The following is a 24,642-nucleotide window of genomic DNA, read 5'->3' as shown; positions in this document are numbered from 1 at the left end:
CTGGAAGGCCAGCGGCGCAGGCATGAGCCAGGATTGAGCATAATCGGTGCTGATCTACACAGATCAAGATGTGGGAGGGGGCTTGCCCCCGATGGCGGCCTGTCAGCCAGCCCATGCATTGACTGAAACACCGCTATCGGGGGCAGGCTCCCTCCCACCTTTTGCCCCGCGTTTGTCTGGAGGCTCAGCGGCGCAGGTAGGAGCCGAAGTCGATGTCGCCGGCGCTGAGGATGGCCTGTACGCGGTTGTGTACATTGAGCTTGCGCAAGATGGCCGATACATGGGCTTTCACCGTGGTCTCGGCGATTTCCAACGTGTAGGCGATCTGTTTGTTCGACTCGCCTTTAGTCATGCGTTCGAGCACCAGCAATTGTTTGCGGGTCAGGGCTTGCAGCAGTTCGGGGGCGAAGCCCGGGTTTTCGTTGAGGCGGCGCTGGGCGCCGGGTTTTTGGGTGCGGATGATGTCCGGCGGCAGGTACACATTGCCGTTGAGAATCTGCTGGATCGCCTCGGTCATTTGCAGGCGCGGCGAGGACTTGGTGATAAACCCCACCGCACCATAGGTGATGGCTTGCAGCACGATCTGCTTGTCCTGCTCGGCAGAAACGATCACCACCGGGATGGTTGGCGACTCATTGCGCAGGTTGATCAGGCCGTTGAGCCCGTGCATGCCCGGCATGTTCAGATCGAGCAGGATCAGGTCGAGGTCGTCGTGTTCCTGGGTCAGGGCCAGGGCACTGTCCAGGTCGGCGGTTTCCATCACTTCGCTGCCGGGGAAGCCGTCGCTGATGACGTTATGGATCGCCTCGCGAAACAGCGGGTGATCGTCGGCAATCAGGATTTTGTACATGGCCGTTCACCTTCTTGTAGTGGTTATTGAAAAGGCTCGGGTGTCGCAGCCGTCACTGGCAGGTTTGCCGCTTCCCACGCATCCAAACCGTCGCGGTACCAATACACAGAGGTATAGCCCAGGTTGGCGGCACGTTTTACCGCGTTCCAACTCAGCCAGCAATCGGAGCGGCAATAGAACACCAGCGGGCGCGACAGGTCGCCGCCGGTGTACTTGTACAGGTGCCGCACGAAATAACCTTGCCATTCCGGCGTGAGGTCGCCGTCGCCGGTATTGGCCAGCCAACGGCTGCCGGGCAGGTTGGCGTGGGGTTGGTCTTCGATAAAGCGGCCTTGCAGCCATTGGCGACGGTAAACGTCGATCAGCACCGGTGCGGGCACCTGGCCGAGCAAGCCTTGCAGGGCGGGAGTGTCGACGATGGTCGCTCCCGACACATGCTCGGGCGTAGGGCTGCGGTACAGGCTGATGCGATAGCCGTCGGCGGAAAACAGTGGCGTGTCGGCCTGGACCTGGGCGGTGAGCAGGCACAGCAGGGCCAGCAGGGGCAATCGGGCGGGCAGCATGGCGGGGCAATCCTTATCGTTATGCGCCCATTACACGTGAGTCCCACGCCCTTGGGAATGCGACGATAGACAGCAAAACCAGTACCAAAGTAGTAGTTTTGCCGGCCTCAGCCCGGTTTGCGCAACGCCGCGTGTTGCGGGTTGAAGGTCAGCACTGCCAGCAGGGTGAACAGCACGGTCAGGCCCAGACAGATCGCCAGGGCCAGGCCGGCCAGACGCTCATACAGGGCGAAGCGCACCAGCTCCACCGCGTGGGTGAACGGGTTGACCGCGCACAGCCAGTACAACCACTGGCTGGCATCGCGCATCTTCCACAGCGGATACAGCGCCGACGACAGGAAAAACAGCGGGAAAATCACGAAATTCATCACCCCGGCGAAGTTCTCCAACTGACGGATCCCATTGGACAGCAACAACCCTAACGCACTGAGCATCAGCGCCACCAGCAACAATGCGGGCAAGGCCAGCAACAGCCCCATGGCCGGCGGCTGCACGCCGTAGACCCAGGCAATCGCCAGGAAACCATACACCTGCAACAGGGAAATCAACGCCGTGGCCAGCAACTTGCTGCACAGCAAAAACGTGCGTGGCAGCGGGCTGGTCAGCAACACGCGCATGCTGCCCATCTCCCGGTCGTAGACCATCGCCAGCGAGCCTTGCATGCCGTTGAACAGCAGGATCATGCAGGCCAGCCCTGGAATGATGTACACCTCGTAAGGGATGTAGGTGTCGTAGGGTTCGATCACCGAGATGCCCAACGCGGCGCGAAACCCGGCGGCGAACACCACCAGCCACAACAGCGGCCGCACCAGGGCGCTGAGAAACCGCGTGCGCTGCAACACAAACCGCAGCCATTCGCGCAGCACGATGCCGCGCAGGCACTGCCAATACGCATTCATGCTGGCGCTCCCGTTGCGGTGGGGCGGGTCAGGCCGGCGAACAGACGACCCAGATCGCCGTCATGTTCCTGCACCAGCGCGTCGACTTGCCCGCTGGCCACCAACCGGCCCTGATGCAGGATCATCAGCGCGTCGTCGGCGTGCACTTCATCGAGCAGGTGCGTGGTCCACAACACGCTCAGATCGTGCTCCCGGCACAGCTGGCGCACATGCTGGTTCAACCCCAGGCGGCTGGCCGGGTCGAGGCCGACGCTGGCTTCGTCCAGCAACAGCAGGCGCGGCTCATGCAGCAGGGCGCGGGCGATTTCCACGCGGCGCCGGTGCCCGCCGTTGAGTGCGCGGACCTTTTCACGGCGTCGCTCGCTGAGGCCCTGGCGTGCCAACTCAGCTTCGACGCGCAGGTCGGTATGCCGGCGTGACAAGCCATGCAACGCGGCGTGATAGCGCAGGTTCTGTTCCACGCTCAGTTCCAGGTCCAGGGTGCTTTGCTGGAACACCACCCCCAGCTGTTTAAGGGCCGCCCGCGGTGCGTCGCGCAGGGAGTGGCCGCCGACGTGGATCTCGCCGCGTTGCAGGTGATACAGCCGCGTGAGCAACGCGATCAAGGTAGATTTGCCGGCACCGTTAGGCCCTAGCAGCGCGGCAAAGCGCCCTGGCGCCAGGCTGAAACCTACCTCGCACAGGGCCTGACATGGGCCGTAGGCGAAGCTCAGGTCCTGCACGGTCAGGGCGTTCATGGCGTGACCACCACGCCCCACGGATAGCGCCCCACTTTGATCGACTTGATCACCTTCAGGCTGTCCACATCGATCACCGACACATCGCCGCTGACGCCGTTGGTGGCCAGCAGTTGTTTTTGATCCGGGGTGAATGCCAGCTGCCATACGCGGCGGCCCACCAACAGATAATCGAGCACCTCGAAGGTCTTGGCGTCGATCACCGCCACATGGTTGGCCGGGCCGAGGGCGACAAATCCATACTTGCCGTCGGCGCTGAGTTTGATACCGACCGGCTGCACTTTGTCCGGGTGCACGCCCTTGATGGCGAACGTCAAGGTCTTGAGCACCTTGCGGCTGGCCACATCGAGAATGGTCACGGTGCCGCCGATTTCCGCCGAGGCCCACAGCTGCGCGCCGTCGTGGCTGAATTCGACAAAGCGCGGGCGTTGATCCACCAGGGTGCTGTCGGCCAGGGTCTGGGTGCTGGTGTCGATCCAGTGCAGCATGTTGGTGGTTTCACTGGTGTTGACCGCCCACTTGCCGTCCGGGCTCACCGCCATGCCTTCGGGTTCCACGCCGACGCTGATCTGGCCGAGCACCTTGGCGGTCTCGGTGTCGATCACCGTGACCAGCGCATCGTCTTCATTGGATACATACAACCAACGGTTATTGGGGTGCAGGGCGAACTGCTCGGGGTCTTTGCCGGAGGGCAGTTCCTTGATGATCTTGCGCGTGGCCACGTCCATCACCTGCACACGGTCCGAGTCGCTGGCGCAGATGTACAGCAGCTTATTGTCATGGGACAGCAGCAAGCCCCGTGGGCGCTGGCCGACCTTGAGGGTGTCGGTGACCTGCAGGGTGTTCAGGTCGATCAGGCTCAGGCTGTTGTCTTTCTCGTTGGAGACCCAGGCGGTGCTGGCCATGGCATGCCCGGCGGCAAGCAGCAGGGCGCATGAAAGCAGGGTGCGGCGCATGGCGAGTTCCTTATTATTGTGGGCGATCAGGGAAAGCGGCAGGTCACCTCGGGTTGGTCGTAACCCAGGCTGTCCATTTCATTAGTAGGGTGCAGGAAGCCCTCTTGGGGCGAAGTGCTGACCAGGGCGCGCGGCTGCACGATGGGAATCGGTTGGCGCAACTGGCCGTTCCAGGCGCGGTAACTGAGCTTGCGGCCCTTGAAACCATCCAGGGGCAACTGCTCGCTCAGCTCCAGTTGCCGGATTGCCTGGGGGTCGACCTGGTGTAGTTTATTCACCGCGCTGGCAACGCTGCGCACGGCCATCCAGGCAGCGAAATCGCGGTCGTTCATCCAGCGTCCGGCCAGGGCTTCGAAGCGCTTTTGCAATTGGGCGGCGCCGTAGGTTTCCACGGTTTTGTGCCAGCCGGTGGGCGTGAGGCCCTGGGTGCCGGCGACCGGGCGCGGATACCAGGTTTGATAGGGCACGTATTCGCCGAAGTCACCGCGCTCGTCGGCCACCAGCACCACGTCGTATTCGGCGGTTTGGGTGAACAGCGGCATATCGGCTTGGGCGCTGCGGCGTTGGTCGTTATCGAAGCGCCAGGCTTTTTCCGCGACCAGCTGCACGCCGAAGCGTTTGGCGGCGCGGCGCAGGGCAGCGGCGTAGGCTTGGTCGTCTTCGGTGGGGCCAACAATCAGCAACGCCTTCTGCCATTTGCGCAGCACCAGAAACTGCGCCAGGGCATCGGCGAGCATGGCGCGGCTGGGCAGGGTATGCAGCACATTGGCCAAGCACTCGGTGCTGCGCAAGCGGTCATCGGCGCTGCCGGCGTTGAACAGCAGGCTGTCGGGCAGGGCGGCACTGAGCTGGCGCAGGCTGGCGGCGGGGGCATTCACCACGAACAGGCGCAGGCCCTGGGCGTGTTGAGCTTGGGCCGCGGCGAGCAGCGCTTCGGGGCTTTCCACGCTGGCGCTGGTCAGGCTGTAGCGCTGGTTGAGAAATGCGCCGGTGCTGTTGCTGTCGATGATCGCCAGTTCGGCACCGCGTTGACCGGCATCGGCGGGCTCGGGGATTACATTGGAGAGCAGTGGCCCCGGGTCGGGCCGATAGCCCAGGTAGCCGATCTGCACCTGCAAGGGCGCTTGAGCGGCCTGGCCGTGGCTAGCCCAGGCAATTGCCAGCAGGCAGATCACGGCGTAAGGGGCGAACTGGCGCATAAGGCACTCCATGACAGGTAGCGCCAGCATAGGAAGCCCCGTGCCCGCTGCAAATATGCAGAAAGTAGCGCTGAGGCAGTACCAAGGTAGTAGCCGCGCCGGCGCGCGGCGGTCTTAGCATGGGTCACCCTAGCCTCATTCACAGGAGTGACACGAGCATGCGCGTCTTCACCGCCCGGCCTGGGCTGTCGGCCCTGTGGCGCATCAACCTGTGGGTGTGCGGCTTCTTCACCTTGGTGACCAGCGCGTGTATGGCACTGCTGCTGCACCAAGCCTTGGCGGACGTGGAGCGCGAATTGCAATCGGCCGCGGCGGTGGTGGCCTACCTGGGCGACACCGCCGAGCGCGACCCCGCCAGCCTGCAACCACAGCTGACTGCCAGCCTGCGCCATGTGCGCGTCTACTGGCTGGCCGCCGGCCAAACCCCACCTGCGCCCGAACAAACGGGACTGGATGCCTGGCTCGGGCGCTGGGTCTTGACTCCCGCACAGCACACCGCGCGGGTGCTGGACTTAACCGATGGCCGGCGCGTGTCCATTGCCGTCGACCCACGGGATGAGATCGATGAAGTCTGGGACTCCGTGCAGCAGTTGCTGAGCCTGTGCGGGCTGGCGCTGCTGGTGAGCCTGTTGACGATCCGCTGGGCCGTGCGCCGGGGCATGGGTGTGCTGGACGCCTTGCTGCGCGCCCTGCAACAGGTGTGCGCCGGCCAGCTCAACGTGCGCCTGCGCACCCAGGGTTCGCCGGAGGCGCGACAACTGGCGCTGCACTTCAACCGCATGACCGACGCCCTGGAGCAGGCCCGACGCGACAACACCCAACTCACCCACACCTTGCTGGCGGTACAGGAACAGGAGCGCACCCAGCTGGCCCAGACCCTGCACGACGACCTCGGCCAATACCTGGCCGGTATTCGTGCCCAGGCCTGCCTGCTACGGCTGGTCAGCGACCAACCGGCCTTGGTGGCGCGCACCGTGGCGCAGTTGGAGGATCACTGTGAACACTTACAGCAAGGCTTTCGCGCGCTGGTCCACGACCTGTATCCGGTGGCCCTGCAACACCTGCCGCTGGGCGAGGCATTTGCGATGCTGGTAAGCCAGTGGCAAACCCGCCATGGCATCGAATGCCAGCTGCGAGTCAGCCCCGACTTACCGGCGCTGTCGAGCACCAGCAAGACCCATCTGTATCGCCTGCTGCAAGAGGCCCTGACCAATGTGTTGCGGCACGCTGAGGCCAGCCAGGTGCGGGTGCGCCTGCAGTGTCGCGGTGCGCGTTTGCGCCTGTGGGTACGGGATAACGGGCGCGGTGCCCAGCCGCCGCAGCGTCCGGGTGTGGGCTTGTACTCAATGGGCGAACGCGCGCGCTGCCTGGGCGGCGAACTGAGCGTCCTTAGCCATCCCGGCGCCGGTTGGGCGCTGGCGCTGAACATGCCGTTGGAGGTGTCATGAATATTCTCTTGGTGGACGACCATGCCGTGGTGCGCCAGGGCTACGCCAGCCTGTTGCGTGCCGTGTTGCCGGCCATTGACGTGCGTGAAGCCGCCAGTGGCGAAGACGCACTGGTACGCGTGCAGGAGGCCGTGCCGAACCTGGTGATCATGGATGTCGGGCTGCCCGGCATCAGCGGCCTGGAAACCCTGCGCCGCCTGCGCCAGCGCCTGCCGCAGCTGCGTGTGTTGTTTTTCAGCATGCACGATGAACTGCCCCTGGTGCGCCAGGCCCTGGACGCGGGCGCTTCGGGCTACCTGACCAAAAGCTCGGCCCCCGAGGTGTTGATCGAAGCGGTGCGGCGCATCCTCGACGGTCACGCTTATATCGAACAGGCCCTGGCCACCGAACTGGCCTACACCCCCGGCGATCAGCGTTGGCAGGGCATGACGCCGCGTGAACTGGAGATTTTCCTGATGCTGGCCAAGGGCACGCCGATGCGCCAGATCGCCGAACAACTGAGTATCAGCAGCAAGACCGTGTCCAACCACCTGACCTTGCTCAAGAGCAAATTGCAGGTCAGTTCCCATGCCGAGCTGGTGCACCTGGGGATCGATATGGGAGTGGTGCGAGTGGCTGGATAAGCGGGCGCGTGCAGAGGCAACGACTGATACGCCCTGATGAGCAGGCCAAGCCTGCTCACTTTTCTCATTCAGTAGTGTTCTAGCGACCCCAAGTGGTGGGGCAATCCGTACAGCCTTCCATATTGGCGTCCTGGAAGTTCGCGTAGTGCTGGCGACTGCCGGTGAGGGTGGCCTGTTCCAGGTTGCTCTCACCGAACTTGGCTTCCTGCAAATTCGCATCGCTGAGGTCGGCACTTTGCAGGTCGGCCTTGCTCAGCCAGGTCATTTCCAAGTCGGCCGCGCGCAGGTTGACCTTGTGCATCTTCGCCCCCGACAGCCGCGCAAATTGCAGGTAGGCCGCGCTGAGGTTGGCGTTTTCGAACTGCGCGCCTTGGGCGAACAGCCCCCAGCCTTGCACGGCCATCAACGTGGCGCCGGTAAAGTCGGCCAGGCGCAGGTTGCTTTGTTGCAGGCTGGCGCGGGTCAGGTTGGCGCCCTGCAATTGGGCTTTTTCCAGGTTGGCCAGGTCGAGGTTGGCATGGCGCAAATCCGCCCCGCTCAGGTCGGCGCCGGCCAGGTTCATTTTGCTCAGGTTCTGGTTGCGCAGGTTGGCACCCTTGAGGTTGGCGCCGGGGCATTGGCTGTGTTCGGCGATGGTGCAGCCATTGATAACGAGCGGGGTGTCGTCGCCATCGTCGGCGTGCGCCAGGGGCAGGCAGAGCAGGAGTAACAAGGGCAGGTAGTTCATCGTGAGACCTCTGGGGATCCTGTGGTGAGCGAGCTTGTTGTGATGAGCGGGCTTGTCGAATCGTCGCATCGCCCGCGCTGGGTTGCGCAGCGGCCCTGGCATTCCTCCAGCACCTCCCTGCGCTCAGGTCTACGACTGCTGCGCAGCCGAGCGCAGGGCAAGCCTGCTCCCCACTGGGGAGCCGCTTGCCGCAAAAGGTGGCCCGGAATTCTCGCCGGGGGTTATTTTTGCGCGGTCTTGTTATCCCAACTCGGGATCTTGAACACCCAGAATGACCCACCCTGAGCCACCGGTTTGGTCAACTCGGCCATGTCGCCACCCCACAACGGCACCGCGCCGCCGTAGCCGACGGTAACGCCGATGTACTGCTCGCCATCCTGTTCCCAGGTAATCGGCGGCGAGACGATGCCGCTGCCGGTCTGGAACTTCCACAGCTCCTCTCCGGTTTTAGCGTCGAAGGCTTTGAAAAAACCGTCGCCGGTGCCGGTGAAGACCAGGTTGCCTTTGGTCGCCAGCACGCCGGCCCACAGCGGCAGAGCTTCCTTGTGCTCCCACACCACTTTGCCGGTGGTGGGGTTCATCGCGCGCAGGGTGCCGACGTGGTCGTCATACATACGCTTGATGCGGAACCCCATGCCCAGGTACGCCGAGCCTTTTTTGTAGTTGACCTCTTCGGTCCAGTAATCCTCTTTCCACTGGTTGCCGGGGATGTAGAACAGGCCGGTGTCCTGGCTGTAAGCCATGGGGTTCCAGTTTTTGCCGCCCAGGAACGGTGGCGAGACTTCCACCGCTTTGCCCTTGGTTTCCCCCGGCAGTGGCTTGGCTGGGCGCTGGCCTGGGTTCTCCACCGGGCGCCCGGTCTTCAGGTCGATATGGCTGGCCCAAGTGATGTTGTCGACGAAGGGGAAGGCGTTCTGCAACTTGCCGTTGCTGCGGTCGACCACGTAGAAAAACCCGTTGCGGTCGGCGTGGCCGGTGGCCTTGACGGATTTGCCGTCCTGGGTTTTGTAGTCGAACAGCACCAACTCGTTGTTGCCGGAAAAATCCCAGGCATCGTTGGGGGTGTGCTGGTAGAACCATTTCACCTCGCCGGTGCTGGGGTCGACGCCGACCTGCCCGGATGTATAGAGGCTGTCGAAGTCGTGGGGGTTGCCGTCCTTGGCAGTGCGCGCCCAGGTATTCCACGGGCCGGGGTTGCCGGCGCCGACGATGATCGTGTTGGTCTCGGCATCGAAGCTCGCGCTTTGCCAAGGTGCGCCGCCGCCGTGGCTCCAGGCCTCGACTTTGCCGGTGGGTGTACTTGGATCATCCGGCCACGACGGCGCCTTCACGTCGCCGGTCGGCGTGCTGTCCTTGCCGTTGAGACGGCCCATATGGCCTTCGACGAAGGGGCGCATCCACACCTCTTCTCCGGTGTCCGGGTCACGCGCATACAACTGGCCGACCACGCCGAATTCATCGCCGGAACTGCCGTGGATCAGCAGCACCTTGCCGCTGACCTTGTCCTTGATCAGCACCGGCGCGCCGGTGAGGGTATAGCCGGCGGCGTGGTCGCCGAATTTCTTGTTCCACACCACTTTGCCGGTGGTTTTGTCGAGGGCGATCAGCCGTGCGTCGAGGGTGCCGAAGTAGATTTTGTCGCCGAAGATCGCCGCGCCGCGGTTGACCACATCGCAGCACGGGCGAATGTTGTCGGGCAGGCGGTGGTTGTAGGTCCACAGGCGTTTGCCGGTCTTGGCGTCGAGGGCGAACACACGGGAATAGGAGCCGGTGACGTAGACCACACCGTCGCTGACGATGGCCTGGGATTCCTGGCCGCGTTGTTTTTCGTCGCCGAACGAATAGGACCAGGCCGGGGTGAGTTTGAACACGTTCTTGTCGTTGACCTTGGCCAACGGGCTCCAGCGCTGGGCGTTGGTGCCCATGCCGTATTGCAGCACGTCCTGGGTGCTCAGGTGGTCATTGGCGATGTCTTCCCAGGTGACCGCGCGGGTCTGGCGTGGCGGTTCCGCGGCAAGGGCGGCGGTGCCCAGGCCCAGGCTGCCGGCCAGCAGTAGGGCCTGCACGGCAAGGCTCAAGGGTGAACGGACGGGTAGCGATCTTATTGTCATGGTTGCAGTTCCCAGTGTCGGTTTTGACCTGCACAGGGTGCGGCGCGCGGCGCTGGCCGGATACGGAAAAACGCCCGCCGTGGCCGGGAAGATTTCCCGCGCCGCCGCTGTTTTAGGCGTGCCCCACAAGCCCTACTACCAAGGGAGGAGGGCGCGACCACCAAAGCAGCATACGGCCCACGCCCCGGGGTTTCTAAGATGGTTGCCAGAGCCTCTGCAATGAGGTGTTGCGTGCAATCCTGAGGGCAAAAACAATGACAACAACACACAATGCCTTGCTCGTCGCCGGTCTGCTGGTCGGTGTGCTTGGTGCCGGGGCCGCCTGGGCCCATGGCAACGTGGTCCCGCAAGCGGTGGAAACCAAAGGCCTGACCTCCATCAAAGATGCCGGCGTGCCGGTCAACGAGGACGGCTGGGCGGCGGTCAACCCCTATCGCAATTCGCCCGAACATGACAAAGCCGTGGAAATCGGCTCGTCCGCCTTCAATCAGAACTGCGCCGCCTGCCACGGCCTGGAAGCCAAATCCGGCGGCATCGCCCCGGACCTGCGCATGCTGGATGTGGGAGAGGCCGGTGATGAATGGTTTGTCGAGCGCGTACGCCATGGCGCGGTGCGCGACGGCCGGGTATACATGCCGAAGATGGCCGACTACCTGAGCCAGGAAGCCTTGTGGGCGGTGCGCACCTACCTGGACAGCGTGCACGTCGAGGAGTGATGCCATGCGCCTGTTTGCCGTGGTGCTGGGCCTGGTCTTGCTGTGCTGCCACACGGCGCAGGCGCAGGTGCGCAGCTATGACCAGATGATCGCCGCCGGCGAAATCAAAGTGGCGGTGTACAAGGACTTTGCTCCCTACAGTTTCGAGGACGGCGCCACCCCCCGAGGCGTGGACGTGGAACTGGCCCAGGCCCTGGCCGAGGCGCTCGGTGTGCGGCTCAAGTTGATCTGGGCGCCGGCCGGCGAAAAGCTCGACGACGACCTGCGCGACTACATCTGGCGCGGCAGCCCCTTGCATCACCATCAGTTGGCCGACCTGATGCTGCGCGCGCCCTACGATCACGACTACGCACAACGGCGCAACGATCAAGGCGAACTGGAAAACGGCCAGGTGGTGATGTTCGGCCCGTACCAGAACGAACAATGGCAGGTGGCCTACGACCGCCGGCGCTTGGATAAGGTCGCCAGCGTGGCGGTGTTCCAGCAGCACCCCATCGGTGTGGAAGTCGACAGCGTGCCATCGTTTTACCTGACCTCGGTGTTCAACGGCCAACTCGCGGCCAGCACCCAGCATTACCCCAGTGTGACCCAGGCGTTTGCGGCGATGCGCGCCGGCAAGGTCGATGCGGTCATGGCCATGCGCGGGGAAATCGACTGGCAGGTGCAGCAGGCCCATGACCCGCAACTGGCGTTGGCGGAAAACGCCTACCCGAACATGGGGCGGCAACGCTGGGAGATCGGCATGGCGGTGCACGAAAGCAATCGCCAGTTGGCCTATGCGGTGGAAGAAGCCCTTGAAGGTCTGATCCGCGACGGCCGTTTGCAGGCGATCTACCGCCACTACGGCCTGCGCTACGAAGTGCCCGACATGTACCAATAGGAGCAGGCGATGAACTGGCGACTGAGCTGCATCCTGGCCTGCTGGCTGCCACTGGCCGCCCATGCCGTGGAGGTCGACCCGGTGCCCTCGGTGATGTGGGCCTTCTACCACAAGCAGCTGCTGGCCGACGCGCCGTTCGTGTTCGACGCGCGGGTCAAACTGCTGGCCCCGCCGTTCGCCGAGGATGCGCGCCAGGTGCCGCTGGAAATCGACGCGCGGGCGTTCAAGGGGCATGTGGTGAGGATCCTGGCCTGGGCCGAGCTGAACCCGCTGCCGAAAATCGTCGATTTCCAGCCCAAGGAAGGGGTGCTGCCGTGGCTGGCGCTGCGCATCCGCATCGAGCAAGCCACGCCGTTGCGCGCCGCGGTCCTTACCGATGACGGCATATGGCATGTGGGGTCGGCGCTGATCGACGCGGCCGGCGGCGGCTGCACCGCGCCCAGTGTGGTGCGCAGCCAGCCGGGCTGGGAAGAGCATCTGGGCGAAGTGCTCGGCGGGCGCTACCCCCGTGGCGAATTCAGCCGCGTGCGCGTGCAAGTGGCGCACCCGATGGACAACGGCCTGGTCAGCGGTATCCCTGAGTTTTTTATCAACCATGGGCAATTGCGTGGCCAGGACGATCAGGTGCTGGCCGAGCTGGAATTGTTCCCGGCGGTCAGCGAGAACCCCAACCTGGCCTTCGACATCGAAGCACCGGGGCCTACTCGCCTGGTGCTGCGCGACAACAGCGGCAATGAGTTCGACGCGGCCATCCCCTGACCAGAAGGAGCGCGGCATGCGCTGGATTCTCTTGTTATGCCTGGGCCTGAGCCTGCCCGCCCTGGCGGACCTGGACTACGCCCTCAAGCCTCGGCTGATCGCCGCCGACACCTGGCTGCTCGAAGGCAGCACCGACAACTTTGCCAAGGCCAATGGCGGCAATATCGTCAACACCGCTTTTATCGTCACCGAGGCCGGCGTGGTGGTGATCGACACCGGGCCGTCGCGGCGCTACGGCGAAGCGCTGCGCCAAGCCATCGCCCAAGTCACCCCCAGGCCGGTGATCCAGGTACTGATCACGCACCATCACCCTGACCACGCCCTGGGCAACCAAGCGTTCAAGGACGTGCCCATCGGCGCCCTGGCCGACACCACGCGCTTACTGCACGAGCAGGGCGACAGCCTGGCGGAAAACCTTTACCGCATGGTCGGCGACTGGATGCGCGGCACCGAAGTGGTATTGCCGACCCAGGCGCTGCAACCCGGTGTATTGAGCGTGGGCCAGCATGACCTGCGCTTGCTGGCGCTGACCGGGCATACCGGCGCCGATCTGGCCATTCTCGACCAGCGCACCGGGGTGCTGTTCACCGGCGACTTGGTGTTCTACCAGCGCGCCCTGACCACGCCGCATAGCCCGGGGCTGGCGGCGTGGCAGGCGGACCTCGACACCCTGCAAGCCTTGCCCTGGAACCTGATCGTGCCCGGCCACGGCCCGGTGGCCGCCGATGCGCAGCCGTTCGCCCAGATGCGCGATTACCTGGGCTGGCTCGATCAACTGCTGCGCGACGGCGCCGCCAACGGCAGCGACATGGCCGAGCTGATCCGCAGCCCCATCCCCGAACGCTTTGCCGCGATCAACCTGAGCCGCTACGAACTGACCCGCAGCGTCAGCCACCTGTACCCGCGCTACGAGCGCGCGCAGATGCAACGGCTGGATACCCGCTACTAAGGAACTAGCAATCTCGATACTGCGGTCAATTGTGACGAACGCCCCTGCGCCCAAGAATCGGCACCAGACCGGGAAAATTTCCCGGGTATAACAAAAAACCGCAGAGGTAGCCGTCATGACCCAACCCGCACGTCGCCAACCCTTCGCCTTGAGTGTGTTGCTCGGTGCCATCCTGTTATCCGGCCAGGCCATGGCCGCCGTGAGCGATCAGGACATTCTCCAGGACCCGAAAAACCCCGGGCAGATCGTCACCAACGGTCTGGGTGTGCAAGGCCAGCGCTACAGCCCGCTGGACACTCTGAATGTGGACAACGTCAAGGACCTGCGCCCGGTCTGGGCGTTCTCCTTCGGCGGCGAGAAACAGCGCGGGCAGCAGGCGCAGCCGATGGTCAAGGACGGGGTGATGTACCTCACCGGTTCCTATTCGCGGGTGTTCGCGGTGGATGCGCGCACCGGCAAGAAACTCTGGCAGTACGATGCGCGTCTGCCGGATGACATCCGCCCCTGCTGCGATGTGATCAACCGTGGGGTGGCGCTGTACGGCGACCTGGTGTTCTTCGGCACCCTGGACGCCAAACTGGTGGCTCTGAATAAAGACACCGGCAAGGTGGTGTGGAGCAAGCGCGTGGCCGACCACAAGGAAGGCTACTCGATCAGCGCCGCGCCGCTGGTGATCAACGGCAAGCTGATCACCGGCGTGGCCGGCGGCGAATTCGGCGTGGTGGGCAAGATCGAAGCCTACGACCCGAAAAACGGCGACCTGCTGTGGACCCGCCCGACGGTCGAAGGCCATATGGGCTATGTGTACAAGGACGGCAAGGCCGTGGAAAACGGCATCTCCGGCGGCGAAGCGGGTAAAACCTGGCCGGGGGACCTGTGGAAAACCGGCGGCGCGGCGCCGTGGCTGGGCGGCTACTACGACCCGGAAACCAACCTGCTGCTGTTCGGCACCGGTAACCCGGCACCGTGGAACTCGCACCTGCGCCCCGGCGACAACCTTTACTCGTCCTCGCGCCTGGCACTCAACCCGGACGACGGCACCATCAAATGGCACTTCCAGAGCACGCCTCACGACGGTTGGGACTATGACGGCGTGAACGAACTGGTGTCGTTCAACTACACCGAGGGCGGCAAGGAAATCAAAGCCGCGGCCACGGCCGACCGCAACGGTTTCTTCTATGTGCTGGACCGTACCAACGGCAAGTTCATCCGCGGCTTCCCGTTTGTCGACAAGATCACCTGGGCCACCGGCCTGGATAAGAACGGCCGGCCGATCTACAACGAAGCCAGCCGCCCCGGCGCGCCGGGCAGTGAAGCCAAGGGCACGTCGGTGTTCGTTGCGCCGGCCTTCCTCGGCGCGAAAAACTGGATGCCGATGGCCTACAACCGCGACACCGGGCTGTTCTATGTGCCGTCCAACGAGTGGGGCATGGACATGTGGAACGAAGGCATCGCCTATAAGAAAGGCGCGGCGTTCCTCGGCGCCGGGTTCACCATCAAACCGTTGAACGAAGACTACATCGGCGTGCTGCGCGCCATCGACCCGGTCAGCGGCAAGGAAGTCTGGCGCCACAAAAACTACGCGCCGTTGTGGGGCGGGGTACTGACCACCAAAGGCAACCTGGTGTTCACCGGCACGCCGGAAGGTTTCCTGCAGGCCTTCAACGCCAAGACCGGCGAGAAAGTCTGGGAATTCCAGACCGGCTCCGGCGTGCTCGGCTCGCCGATTACCTGGGACATGGACGGCGAGCAGTATGTCTCGGTGGTCTCCGGGTGGGGCGGCGCGGTGCCGCTGTGGGGCGGTGAAGTGGCCAAGCGCATCAAGGACTTCAACCAGGGCGGCATGCTCTGGACCTTCAAGTTGCCCAAGGAGCTGGTGGCCAAGCACTAGTTCTACGACCAAATGAGCAGTGCCCTCCTGCCAACGGCGCATTCGCCCGGCGGTGGGGGCACCTTACTATCGGGTGATCGCCTGTTGACCGACAGGCCCGGACCCAGACAGAGGCTTTACTATGATCTACGCACAACCTGGCACCCCTGGCGCCATCGTCAGCTTCAAGCAGCGTTATGGTAATTACATCGGCGGCGAGTTCGTCGCACCGATCAACGGCGAGTACTTCACCAACACCTCGCCGGTCACCGGCCAAGCGATTGCTGAATTCCCGCGCTCCAGCGCCGCCGACATCGATAAAGCCCTGGATGCCGCCCACGCCGCCGCCGATGCCTGGGGCAAGACCTCGGCCCAGGACCGCGCCCTGGTGCTGCTGAAAATCGCCGACCGCATCGAACAAAACCTCGAAGTGCTGGCCGTGGCCGAAACCTGGGACAACGGCAAGGCCGTTCGTGAAACCCTCAACGCCGACGTGCCCCTGGCCGCCGACCATTTCCGTTATTTCGCCGGCTGCATCCGCGCCCAGGAAGGCGGCGCCGCCGAGATCAACGAACACACCGCCGCTTACCACTTCCACGAACCGTTGGGTGTGGTCGGGCAGATCATTCCGTGGAACTTCCCGCTGCTGATGGCCGCGTGGAAACTCGCCCCGGCCCTGGCCGCCGGGAACTGCATCGTGCTCAAGCCGGCCGAGCAGACGCCGCTGTCGATCATGGTGTTCGCCGAACTGATCAATGACCTGCTGCCGCCGGGCGTACTCAATATTGTGCAGGGCTTTGGACGCGAAGCCGGGGAGGCCCTGGCCACCAGCAAACGCATCGCCAAGATCGCCTTTACCGGCTCCACGCCGATTGGCGCGCACATCATGCATGCGGCCGCCGAAAACATCATCCCGTCCACCGTGGAGCTGGGCGGCAAGTCGCCGAACATCTTCTTCGAAGACATCATGCGTGCCGAGCCGCAGTTTATCGAGAAAGCCGCCGAGGGCCTGGTGCTGGCGTTTTTCAACCAGGGCGAAGTGTGCACCTGCCCGTCGCGGGCGCTGGTGCAGGAGTCGATCTACGAGCCGTTTATGGCCGAGGTGATGAAGAAGATCGTCAAGATCAAACGCGGTAACCCGCTCGACACCGAAACCATGGTCGGCGCCCAGGCGTCCGAGCAGCAATACGACAAGATCCTGTCCTACCTCAAGATCGCCCAGGAGGAGGGTGCCGAGCTGCTCACCGGCGGCGCGGCCGAACATCTGAACGGCGACCTGTCCAGCGGCTATTACATCCAGCCGACCCTGCTCAAGGGCCACAACAAGATGCGCGTGTTCCAGGAGGAAATCTTCGGCCCGGTGGTGGGCATCACCACCTTCAAGGACGAAGCCGAAGCCCTGGCCATCGCTAACGACAGCGAATTCGGCCTCGGCGCCGGCCTGTGGACCCGCGACATCAACCGCGCCTACCGCATGGGCCGGGCGATCAAGGCCGGGCGTGTGTGGACCAACTGCTACCACCTCTACCCGGCGCATGCGGCGTTCGGCGGCTACAAAAAGTCGGGTGTGGGGCGTGAGAACCACAAGATGATGCTGGACCACTACCAGCAGACCAAGAACCTGCTGGTGAGCTACGACATCAACCCGTTGGGCTTCTTCTGATCCTCCAATTGCAATGCGACCCAGTGTGGGAGGGGGCTTGCCCCCGATGAGGGAGTGTCAGCTTAAACAGCTGTGACTGACACACCACCATCGGGGGCAAGCCCCCTCCCACAGTTTTGTTTCCTGTACATTCGCGGCAACGGCGGCTGCAAGGTGTGGGGCGCGAGAACCACAAGATAATTGCAATGCGACCCAGTGTGGGAGAGGGCTTGCCCTCGATGAGGGAGTGTCAGCTTAAACAGCTGTGACTGACAGACCACCATCGGGGGGCAAGCCCCCTCCCACAGTTTTGTTCCCTGTACATTCGCGACTAATGCAGTGCGGCATTTACTTCGAAAGTAGCATTCGCCCCCCCCAACCCCCCATGTATTAATGCCTTTACCGGAATCTTCCGGCACAACAAGAGGACTCTCCCATGTGGACCAAACCCGCCTTCACCGACCTGCGTATCGGCTTTGAAGTGACCATGTACTTCGCCAGCCGTTGATTCAACAGCCGGCCAGCCCAGTGCTGGCCGGTGCGCTATTGGGAATGACCCTTTGGTCTGATTGCAAACGCCTGCGGATCGGTTAGTGTGGAGCGCATCTTCCAAAAATAATAAGAACAGGCTTTCCAATGAGCCCAAACCTGAGCCTCCTGCGTAAATTCGTCTCGCCTGAAATCATCTTCGGTGCCGGTTGCCGGCATAACGTTGGCAACTACGCCAAAACCTTCGGTGCGCGCAAGGTGCTGGTGGTCAGCGACCCCGGTGTGATCGCCGCCGGCTGGGTCGCCGATGTGGAAGCCAGCCTGCAGGCCATCGGCATTGACTACTGCCTGTACAGCGCCGTATCGCCCAACCCGCGCGTGGAGGAGGTGATGCTCGGCGCCGAGGTGTACCGGGAAAACCATTGCGACGTGATCGTCGCCATCGGCGGCGGCAGCCCCATGGACTGCGGCAAGGCCATCGGCATCGTGGTGGCCCACGGGCGCAGCATTCTGGACTTCGAAGGCGTGGACACCATCCGCGTGCCCAGCCCACCGCTGATCCTGATCCCTACCACCGCCGGTACCTCGGCGGATGTGTCGCAGTTCGTGATCATTTCCAACCAGCAGGAACGAATGAAGTTCTCCATCGTCAGCAAGGCGGTGGTGCCGGATGTGTCGCTGATCGACCCGGAAACCACCGCCAGCATGGACCCGTTCCTGTCCGCCTGCACCGGTATCGACGCCTTGGTGCATGCCATCGAGGCGTTCGTTTCCACCGGCCATGGCCCGCTCACCGACCCCCATGCCTTGGAGGCCATGCGGTTGATCAACGGCAACCTGGTGCAGATGATCGCCAACCCCACGGACATTGCCCTGCGCGAGAAGATCATGCTCGGCAGCATGCAGGCCGGCCTGGCGTTTTCCAATGCGATCCTTGGCGCGGTGCATGCCATGTCCCATAGCCTCGGCGGCTTTCTCGACCTGCCCCATGGCCTGTGCAACGCGGTGCTGGTCGAGCATGTGGTGGCGTTCAACTACAACTCGGCGCCGGAGCGCTTCAAGGTGATTGCCGAGACCTTCGGCATCGACTGCCGGGGCCTGAACCATCGGCAGATCTGTGGGCGCCTGGTGGAACACCTGATTGCCCTGAAACACGCCATTGGCTTCCATGAAACCCTTGGTCTGCATGGGGTGCGCGTGGCGGATATTCCGTTCCTGTCCCAGCATGCGATGCACGACCCGTGCATCCTCACCAACCCGCGCGAGTCGAGCCAGCGTGACGTCGAGGTCGTGTATGGCGAAGCTCTCTGACGACCAGCAGCGCGCCCTCGCCGGGTTGCTCGGGCTGGGCGACCAGTCGGCGCGCAAGAGCCATTACCCCGAACTGACGGCACGCCTGGACGAACTGGAAGCCGAGCGCCGGCGCTATATCCGCCTCAACGATGAACTGGAACAGCGCGTGGCCGCGCGCACCGATGAATTGCTGGAGGCCAACCGCAACCTGCAACAGCAGATCGCCCAGCGTGAACAGGTGGAACGGCAATTGCGCGATGCCCGCGACGCCGCCGAGGCCGCCAACCGCAGCAAGGACAAATACCTCGCCGCCGCCAGTCACGACCTGCTGCAACCGCTGAACGCCGCGCGCCTGTTGATCGCCACCCTGCGCGAGCGGGCGTTGCCCAGTGTTGAGCAGGTGCTGGTGGAGCGGACTCATCAGGCCCTGGAAGGCGCCGAGGACTTACTCACGGATCTGCTCGATATCTCGCGGCTCGACCAGGCGGCGGTCAAGCCGGACGCGGCGGTGTATCGCCTGGAGGAACTGTTCGCACCGTTGATCTCGGAGTTTCAGTCGGTGGCCCAGGCGGCGGGGCTGAACCTGCGTGCGCGCACCGGGGGGTATGCGATCCATACGGACCTGCGCTTGCTGACGCGGATCTTGCGCAACTTCCTGAGCAACGCCTGCCGCTACACCGACGAAGGCTGCATCCTGCTCGGCGCCCGCCGTCGTGGCGATCGTCTGCGCTTGGAGGTGTGGGACACCGGGCGCGGGATCGCTGCCGACCGGCTGGAGGCGATCTTCCTGGAGTTCAACCAGCTCGATGTCGGCCGCGCGTCGGAACGCAAAGGTGTGGGCTTGGGGCTGGCGATTGTCGAACGCATCGCCGAGATTCTCGGCTACCCGGTGGCGGTGCGGTCATGGCCGGGGCGCGGTTCGATGTTCAGCATCGAGGTGCCCATCAGCGCAGAGATGCCACCCGCGATCAGCCAGTTGCCCACCCTGCCCACCACCGGTAACCCATTGCCGGGGCGGCGTTTGCTGGTGATCGACAATGAGATCAGCATCCTCGACAGCATGCGCGCGCTGCTGGGCCAATGGGGTTGCGACGTGGTCACCGCCACCGACCAGGCCGGCGCATTGCAGGCGCTGCAGGGCAGGGCGCCGGAGTTGATTCTGGCGGACTACCACCTCGACCACGGGGTGGTGGGCTGCCTGGTGGTCAAGCAGTTGCGCGAGCATTTCGGTCACAAGATCCCCGCCGTGATCATCACCGCTGACCGCACCGACCAATGCCGCCGCGCGTTGCGCCGGCTGGATGCACCGTTGCTGAACAAACCGGTCAAGCCCGGAAAGTTGCGCGCGGTACTCAGTCAATTGCTTGCCTAGAAGCTTGATACCTGTCAATACGTCGCAGCTGGCATTGCCCCACTCTTAAGGCCTGATCTAGAGGCCTGGAGTACGCCATGACCGCTGTACCTTTCAAATTGCCCCTGGGCCTGGTGATCGCCGTGCTGGCGATGGCCGGCGTGCTGCTGTTGCCGCTGCCCGCCGACCTGCCGGTGGCCGGGCAGCGCATGCTGGCGATCCTGGTGTTTGCCGTGGTGGTGTGGATCACCGAGGCGGTGTCCTATGAGGCCAGCGCGATCATGATCACCTCGCTCATGGCCTTTCTGCTCGGCACGGCACCCTCGCTGCAAGACCCCACGCACCTGATCGGCTCCAGCCCGGCCATCAGCATGGCGCTCACCGGCTTCGCCAACCCGGCGCTGGCGCTGGTGGCAGGGGCGCTGTTTATCGCGGCGGCCATGACCCATACCGGCCTGGATCGGCGCATCGCCCTGGTAACCCTGAGCCGTATCGGCACCAGCACCCGGCGCATCCTGCTGGGGGCGATCGCGGTGACGATCCTGCTCAGCCTGGTGGTGCCCAGCGCCACGGCGCGCAGTGCCTGTGTGGTGCCGATCATGATGGGGGTGATCGCCGCGTTCGGCGTGGACAAGCGCTCGAATATCGCCGCCGGGATCATGATCGTGGTGGCCCAGGGCACCAGCATCTGGAACGTCGGCATCCAGACCGCTGCGGCGCAGAACCTGCTGACCGTCGGCTTTATGGACAAGATGCTCGGCCAGCGCGTGTCATGGCTCGATTGGCTGATCGCCGGCGCGCCGTGGGCGCTGATCATGTCGGCGGTATTGCTGTTTCTGGTGCTCAAGCTGCTGCCGCCGGAAACCGACAGCATCCCCGGCGGCAAGGAAGCCGTGGCCCAGTCCCTGGTGGACATTGGCCCCATGACCGGCCCGCAGAAACGCTTGCTGGCGGTGTCGGTGCTGCTGCTGTTGGCGTGGGCCACGGAAGGGCGCCTGCATCCTTTCGACACCACCTCGACCACCTATGCCGGGTTGGTGTTCCTGTTGTTGCCGGGCATTGGTGTGATGACCTGGAAAGATGTGCAGTCGCGCATTCCGTGGGGCACGGTGATCGTGTTCGGCGTGGGCATCAGCCTGGGTACGGCGTTGCTGACCACCCAGGCCGGGCAGTGGCTGGGTGCTGCGGTGGTGGCCCACACCGGCTTGGACCAGGTCGGCCCGCTGGGCGTGTTCGCGATCCTTGGCGCGTTCCTGATCCTGATCCACCTGGGCTTTGCCAGCGCCACCGCATTGACCTCGGCGCTATTGCCGATCCTGATTGCGGTGCTGCAAACCCTGCCCGGCGAATTCAGCCGCTTGGGCATGACCCTGTTGCTGGGGTTTGTGATGAGCTACGGGTTTATCCTGCCGATCAACGCGCCGCAGAACATGGTGTGCCTGGGCACCGGCACATTTACCGCGCGCCAGTTTGCCAAGGTGGGGATTCTGGTGACGTTGATCGGGTATGGGCTGATGTTGGTGTTGGCGGCGACTTACTGGAGTTGGCTCGGTTGGATTTGATCTGGAGTCTGCCTCTGGATGCACCTGAGATCCAATGTGGGAGAGGGCTTGCCCCTCCCACTTTCTGACCCTACCCGCTTCAGACCCCCATTCCACCCCAAGATGGCAAGATGAACTCCGCTCAGGTTTACTGTTCTCTGAGTAGAGGTATTACCGACGCCCCCGTCGGGTCATCTAGGTCATTGAATGGACAAATACACCCCCCGCGCCTGGCAACCCCACGAACGCCCGAGCCTGCCCGGTTCGCCGTCGACGCCGTGGCACCCGACCTATAAGCGCTGGCTGTTCGCGATGGTCGGTGTGCTGGTGGCGATCACCGGCGGGTTGGGCAATTCGTTGGTGATCGCTAATCTGCAATACCTGCAAGGCGCACTCGGTGCCACCACCGCGGAAATGGCCTGGCTGCCCGCCGCCTATGTAATGACCAACGTGTGCATGAACCTGCTGCTGGTGAAGTTTCGCCAGCAGTTCGGTTTGCGTGCCTTCACCGAAGTGTTTCTGGTGCTGTATGCGCTGGTGACGTTCGGCCACCTGTTCGTCAACGACCTCAACTCGGCCATCGCCGTACGCGCGGCCCATGGCATGGTCGGTGCGGCCCTCAGCTCGTTGGGCTTGTATTACATGATCCAGGCGTTCCCGGCCAAATGGCGCTTGAAGGCGCTGGTGCTGGGGTTGGGCACCGCGCAATTGGCGCTGCCGCTGGCGCGCTTGTTCTCCGAGGACCTGCTGCAGATTGCCGAATGGCGCGGCCTGTACCTGTTCGAATTGGGCCTGGCGCTGATCTGCCTGGGTTGTGTGTTCCTGCTCAAGCTGCCGCCCGGTGACCGTTTCAAGACCTTTGAAAAACTCGATTTCCTCACCTTCGCCATTCTTTCCAGCGGTGTGGCGCTGCTGTGTGCGGTGCTGTCCCTGGGGCGTATCGACTGGTGGCTGGAAGCGCCGTGGATCGGCATCGCCTCGGCCTGCTCCCTGGTGCTGATCATGGCTGGCCTGGCCATCGAACATAACCGCGCCAACCCGTTGCTGATGACGCGCTGGCTGGGCAGCGGCGTGATGATTCGCCTGGCGCTGGCGGTGATCCTGATTCGTATGGTGCTGTCCGAGCAGTCCACCGGCGCGGTGGGTTTTATGCAGATGCTCAATATGAGCTACGAGCAGATGCACACGCTTTACGTGGTGATGCTGGCCGGGGCGATCAGCGGGCTGGCGATCAGTGCGTTGACCATCAACCCCGCGCACCTGTTGATGCCGCTGGTGATCTCCCTGGCGCTGATGGCAACCGGGTCGGTGATGGACAGCTTTTCCAGCAACCTGACCCGGCCGCAGAACCTGTATGTCAGCCAGTTCCTGCTAGGCTTCGGCGGTACGTTCTTTCTGGGGCCGACCATGGTACTGGGCACCAAAAACGTGCTGGCCAACCCGCGCAACCTGGTGAGTTTTTCGGTGATGTTCGGCATTTGCCAGAACCTCGGCGGGCTGATTGGCGCGGCGTTGCTCGGCACTTTCCAGGTGGTGCGCGAGAAGTTTCACTCCAGCATGATCGTCGAACACCTGACCCTGCTGGACCCCCGCGTGGCCGCGCGGGTGCAGAGCGGCGGTTCGGCCTACGGCGGGCTGGTGGCCGACCCGGAGTTGCGCCACCTCATGGGCATTCGCAGCCTGGCCACAGCGGCCACCCGTGAAGCGAATGTGATGGCCTACAACGATGTGTTTATGCTGATTGCGATCATCGCGATCCTGACCATGCTGTGGATTTTTACCCGCAGCCTATGGCTGATGACGACCACCCAAGCGGCTACTCCTCCCGTTCAACCCAGCGGCGTTACTTCATGACCGAACCCTCGACCACGACCACCACCGCCATTGCTTCAACCCCGGAGGGCAGCACGCCCCCGGGCGCCGTGCCCACCGAGCTGCGCCCATTGCGGGTGCGCATCCTGTCCTCCCTGGGCTTTGCCGCGATTGCCATCGTCGGCGTGTTGATCGTGCTATATGCCTGGCAATTACCGCCGTTCAGCAGTGCGGTGGAAACCACCGAAAATGCCCTGGTGCGCGGTCAGGTGACGATCATTGGCCCGCAGCTCAGCGGCTATGTGTTCGAGGTGCCGGTGCAGGACTTCCAGTACGTCAAGGCCGGCGACCTGCTGGTGCGCCTGGATGACCGCATCTACAAACAGCGCCTCGACCAGGCGCTGGCGCAACTGGCGGTGCAGAAGGCCGCGCTGGCCAATGTGGTGCAGCAACGCAACAGCGCCGAAGCCACGATCAAACTGCGTCAGGCAGCCTTGGCGGACAGCCAGGCCCAGGCGCGCAAAAGCACCGCCGACCTGCGGCGTAACCAAGAACTGATCAGCGATGGCTCGGTGTCCAAGCGCGAGTTGGACGTGACCCGCGCGGCGAATGCCCAGACCCAGGCGGCGGTCGCTCAGGCCCAGGCCAGCCTGGAAATCGCCCGGCAGGATTTGCAGACGGTGATCGTCAATCGCGGCTCCCTGGAGGCCGCCGTGGCCAGTGCCGACGCGGCGGTGGAGCTGGCGCGGATCGACCTGTCCAATACCCGCATCACCGCGCCCCGTGACGGCCAATTGGGCCAAATCGGCGTGCGCCTCGGCGCCTACGTCAACTCCGGCGCGCAACTGATGGCGCTGGTGCCGAAGCAGCTGTGGGTGATCGCCAATATGAAAGAAACCCAGATGGACAATGTGCAGGTCGGCCAGCCAGTGACCTTTACCGTGGATGCGCTGAACCATCGCAAGTTTCACGGCACGGTGCAGCATATTTCCCCGGCCACCGGTTCCGAGTTCAGCCTGTTGCAGGCCGACAATGCCACCGGCAATTTTGTGAAGATTGCCCAGCGCGTGCCGGTGCGGATTACGGTGGACCCGGATCAGGCCGAGAGCGAACGCTTAAGGCCGGGGTTGTCGGTTGTCGTGAGTATCGACACCGCAGGGCGGCTCAAAAACAGCCCGCCCTGAAGGGGCTTGACCAATTGTGGGAGGGGCGGTGCGACGATTCGAC

At 63.7% G+C, this 24,642-nt stretch carries 22 protein-coding genes; 14 read left to right on the top strand and 8 right to left on the bottom strand.

The genetic code is table 11. The features are described from left to right. Positions 1 to 184 precede the first annotated feature (184 nt). The 6 genes from FIV35_RS16645 to FIV35_RS16620 form a co-directional block, all read right to left on the bottom strand. A complete protein-coding gene (locus tag FIV35_RS16645) occupies positions 185 to 850 on the bottom strand; it encodes a response regulator transcription factor (RefSeq protein ID WP_034098938.1) in 666 nt (221 codons plus the stop codon). 23 nt (positions 851 to 873) lie between these two features. Further along, a complete protein-coding gene (locus tag FIV35_RS16640; protein ID WP_034138670.1) occupies positions 874 to 1,413 on the bottom strand; it encodes a PQQ-dependent catabolism-associated CXXCW motif protein in 540 nt (179 codons plus the stop codon). 107 nt (positions 1,414 to 1,520) lie between these two features. Continuing rightward, a complete protein-coding gene (locus FIV35_RS16635; protein WP_034138669.1) occupies positions 1,521 to 2,312 on the bottom strand; it encodes an ABC transporter permease in 792 nt (263 codons plus the stop codon). Further along, complete coding sequence (locus FIV35_RS16630; protein WP_034138668.1) at positions 2,309 to 3,049, bottom strand: ABC transporter ATP-binding protein; 741 nt, start codon at positions 3,047 to 3,049, stop codon at positions 2,309 to 2,311. The genes FIV35_RS16635 and FIV35_RS16630 overlap by 4 nt, the downstream gene beginning before the upstream one ends. Beyond that, positions 3,046 to 4,005 carry a YVTN family beta-propeller repeat protein gene (locus tag FIV35_RS16625; RefSeq protein ID WP_034098929.1) on the bottom strand — a complete coding sequence of 320 codons (960 nt, stop codon included), beginning with the start codon at positions 4,003 to 4,005 and terminating at the stop codon, positions 3,046 to 3,048. The genes FIV35_RS16630 and FIV35_RS16625 overlap by 4 nt, the downstream gene beginning before the upstream one ends. A 26-nt stretch (positions 4,006 to 4,031) precedes the next feature. Continuing rightward, the gene (locus FIV35_RS16620; protein WP_034138667.1) at positions 4,032 to 5,204 is read right to left on the bottom strand and encodes an ABC transporter substrate-binding protein; all 1,173 of its coding nucleotides are present in this window, start codon (positions 5,202 to 5,204) and stop codon (positions 4,032 to 4,034) included. Between the two features lie 185 nt (positions 5,205 to 5,389). Between FIV35_RS16620 and FIV35_RS16615 the strand changes: the two genes are divergently transcribed. Together FIV35_RS16615 and FIV35_RS16610 are read left to right on the top strand one after the other, a co-directional pair. Further along, entirely contained in the window at positions 5,390 to 6,652 is a 1,263-nt protein-coding gene (locus FIV35_RS16615) for a sensor histidine kinase (protein ID WP_034138724.1), read from the top strand. Continuing rightward, positions 6,649 to 7,275, top strand: coding sequence for a response regulator transcription factor (locus tag FIV35_RS16610; protein ID WP_034110979.1), 627 nt, complete (start codon positions 6,649 to 6,651; stop codon positions 7,273 to 7,275). The genes FIV35_RS16615 and FIV35_RS16610 overlap by 4 nt, the downstream gene beginning before the upstream one ends. 79 nt (positions 7,276 to 7,354) lie before the next feature. On the opposite strand, the gene FIV35_RS16605 is transcribed toward FIV35_RS16610, so the two are convergent. Together FIV35_RS16605 and exaA are read right to left on the bottom strand one after the other, a co-directional pair. After that, positions 7,355 to 8,002, bottom strand: coding sequence for a pentapeptide repeat-containing protein (locus FIV35_RS16605; RefSeq protein WP_034138666.1), 648 nt, complete (start codon positions 8,000 to 8,002; stop codon positions 7,355 to 7,357). 221 nt (positions 8,003 to 8,223) lie between these two features. Further along, on the bottom strand, positions 8,224 to 10,113 hold the full coding sequence (gene exaA, locus FIV35_RS16600; protein WP_034138665.1) for a quinoprotein ethanol dehydrogenase: 1,890 nt from the start codon (positions 10,111 to 10,113) through the stop codon (positions 8,224 to 8,226). A gap of 254 nt (positions 10,114 to 10,367) precedes the next feature. Here exaA and pedF point away from each other — a divergent pair, with 254 nt between their 5' ends. The 12 genes from pedF to FIV35_RS16540 all read left to right on the top strand — a co-directional run bounded on the left by pedF (position 10,368) and on the right by FIV35_RS16540 (position 24,599). Beyond that, positions 10,368 to 10,829, top strand: coding sequence for a cytochrome c-550 PedF (pedF, locus tag FIV35_RS16595; RefSeq protein WP_034098924.1), 462 nt, complete (start codon positions 10,368 to 10,370; stop codon positions 10,827 to 10,829). Between the two features lie 4 nt (positions 10,830 to 10,833). Then, positions 10,834 to 11,709, top strand: a complete 876-nt coding sequence (locus FIV35_RS16590) for a substrate-binding periplasmic protein (protein ID WP_034138664.1) — start codon at positions 10,834 to 10,836, stop codon at positions 11,707 to 11,709. 9 nt (positions 11,710 to 11,718) lie between these two features. Next, a complete protein-coding gene (locus tag FIV35_RS16585; protein ID WP_034098920.1) occupies positions 11,719 to 12,468 on the top strand; it encodes a quinoprotein dehydrogenase-associated SoxYZ-like carrier in 750 nt (249 codons plus the stop codon). A 16-nt stretch (positions 12,469 to 12,484) separates the two neighbouring features. After that, the gene (locus FIV35_RS16580) at positions 12,485 to 13,417 is read left to right on the top strand and encodes a quinoprotein relay system zinc metallohydrolase 1 (RefSeq protein WP_034138663.1); all 933 of its coding nucleotides are present in this window, start codon (positions 12,485 to 12,487) and stop codon (positions 13,415 to 13,417) included. 115 nt (positions 13,418 to 13,532) lie between these two features. Then, positions 13,533 to 15,308, top strand: coding sequence for a PQQ-dependent methanol/ethanol family dehydrogenase (locus tag FIV35_RS16575; RefSeq protein WP_034138662.1), 1,776 nt, complete (start codon positions 13,533 to 13,535; stop codon positions 15,306 to 15,308). Between the two features lie 121 nt (positions 15,309 to 15,429). After that, entirely contained in the window at positions 15,430 to 16,950 is a 1,521-nt protein-coding gene (exaC, locus tag FIV35_RS16570; protein ID WP_034138661.1) for an acetaldehyde dehydrogenase ExaC, read from the top strand. 415 nt (positions 16,951 to 17,365) lie between these two features. Further along, entirely contained in the window at positions 17,366 to 17,437 is a 72-nt protein-coding gene (gene pqqA, locus FIV35_RS16565; RefSeq protein ID WP_010209364.1) for a pyrroloquinoline quinone precursor peptide PqqA, read from the top strand. A gap of 128 nt (positions 17,438 to 17,565) precedes the next feature. Then, positions 17,566 to 18,729 (top strand): alcohol dehydrogenase-like regulatory protein ErcA, encoded by a 1,164-nt coding sequence (gene ercA / locus FIV35_RS16560; protein ID WP_034098911.1) that lies wholly within the window; start codon positions 17,566 to 17,568, stop codon positions 18,727 to 18,729. After that, positions 18,713 to 20,083, top strand: a complete 1,371-nt coding sequence (locus FIV35_RS16555; protein ID WP_034098910.1) for an ATP-binding response regulator — start codon at positions 18,713 to 18,715, stop codon at positions 20,081 to 20,083. The genes ercA and FIV35_RS16555 overlap by 17 nt, the downstream gene beginning before the upstream one ends. A 77-nt stretch (positions 20,084 to 20,160) precedes the next feature. Then, a complete protein-coding gene (locus FIV35_RS16550) occupies positions 20,161 to 21,624 on the top strand; it encodes a DASS family sodium-coupled anion symporter (RefSeq protein ID WP_034138660.1) in 1,464 nt (487 codons plus the stop codon). A 186-nt stretch (positions 21,625 to 21,810) separates the two neighbouring features. After that, a complete protein-coding gene (locus tag FIV35_RS16545) occupies positions 21,811 to 23,457 on the top strand; it encodes an MFS transporter (protein ID WP_034138659.1) in 1,647 nt (548 codons plus the stop codon). Beyond that, a complete protein-coding gene (locus FIV35_RS16540) occupies positions 23,454 to 24,599 on the top strand; it encodes an HlyD family secretion protein (protein WP_034098904.1) in 1,146 nt (381 codons plus the stop codon). The genes FIV35_RS16545 and FIV35_RS16540 overlap by 4 nt, the downstream gene beginning before the upstream one ends. Positions 24,600 to 24,642: the final 43 nt, after the last annotated feature.

The sequence above is a fragment of the Pseudomonas rhodesiae genome, from assembly GCF_007858255.1.
In the GTDB taxonomy this organism is placed as follows: domain Bacteria; phylum Pseudomonadota; class Gammaproteobacteria; order Pseudomonadales; family Pseudomonadaceae; genus Aquipseudomonas; species Aquipseudomonas rhodesiae.
This window is presented reverse-complemented; position numbering and strand designations above follow the sequence as displayed.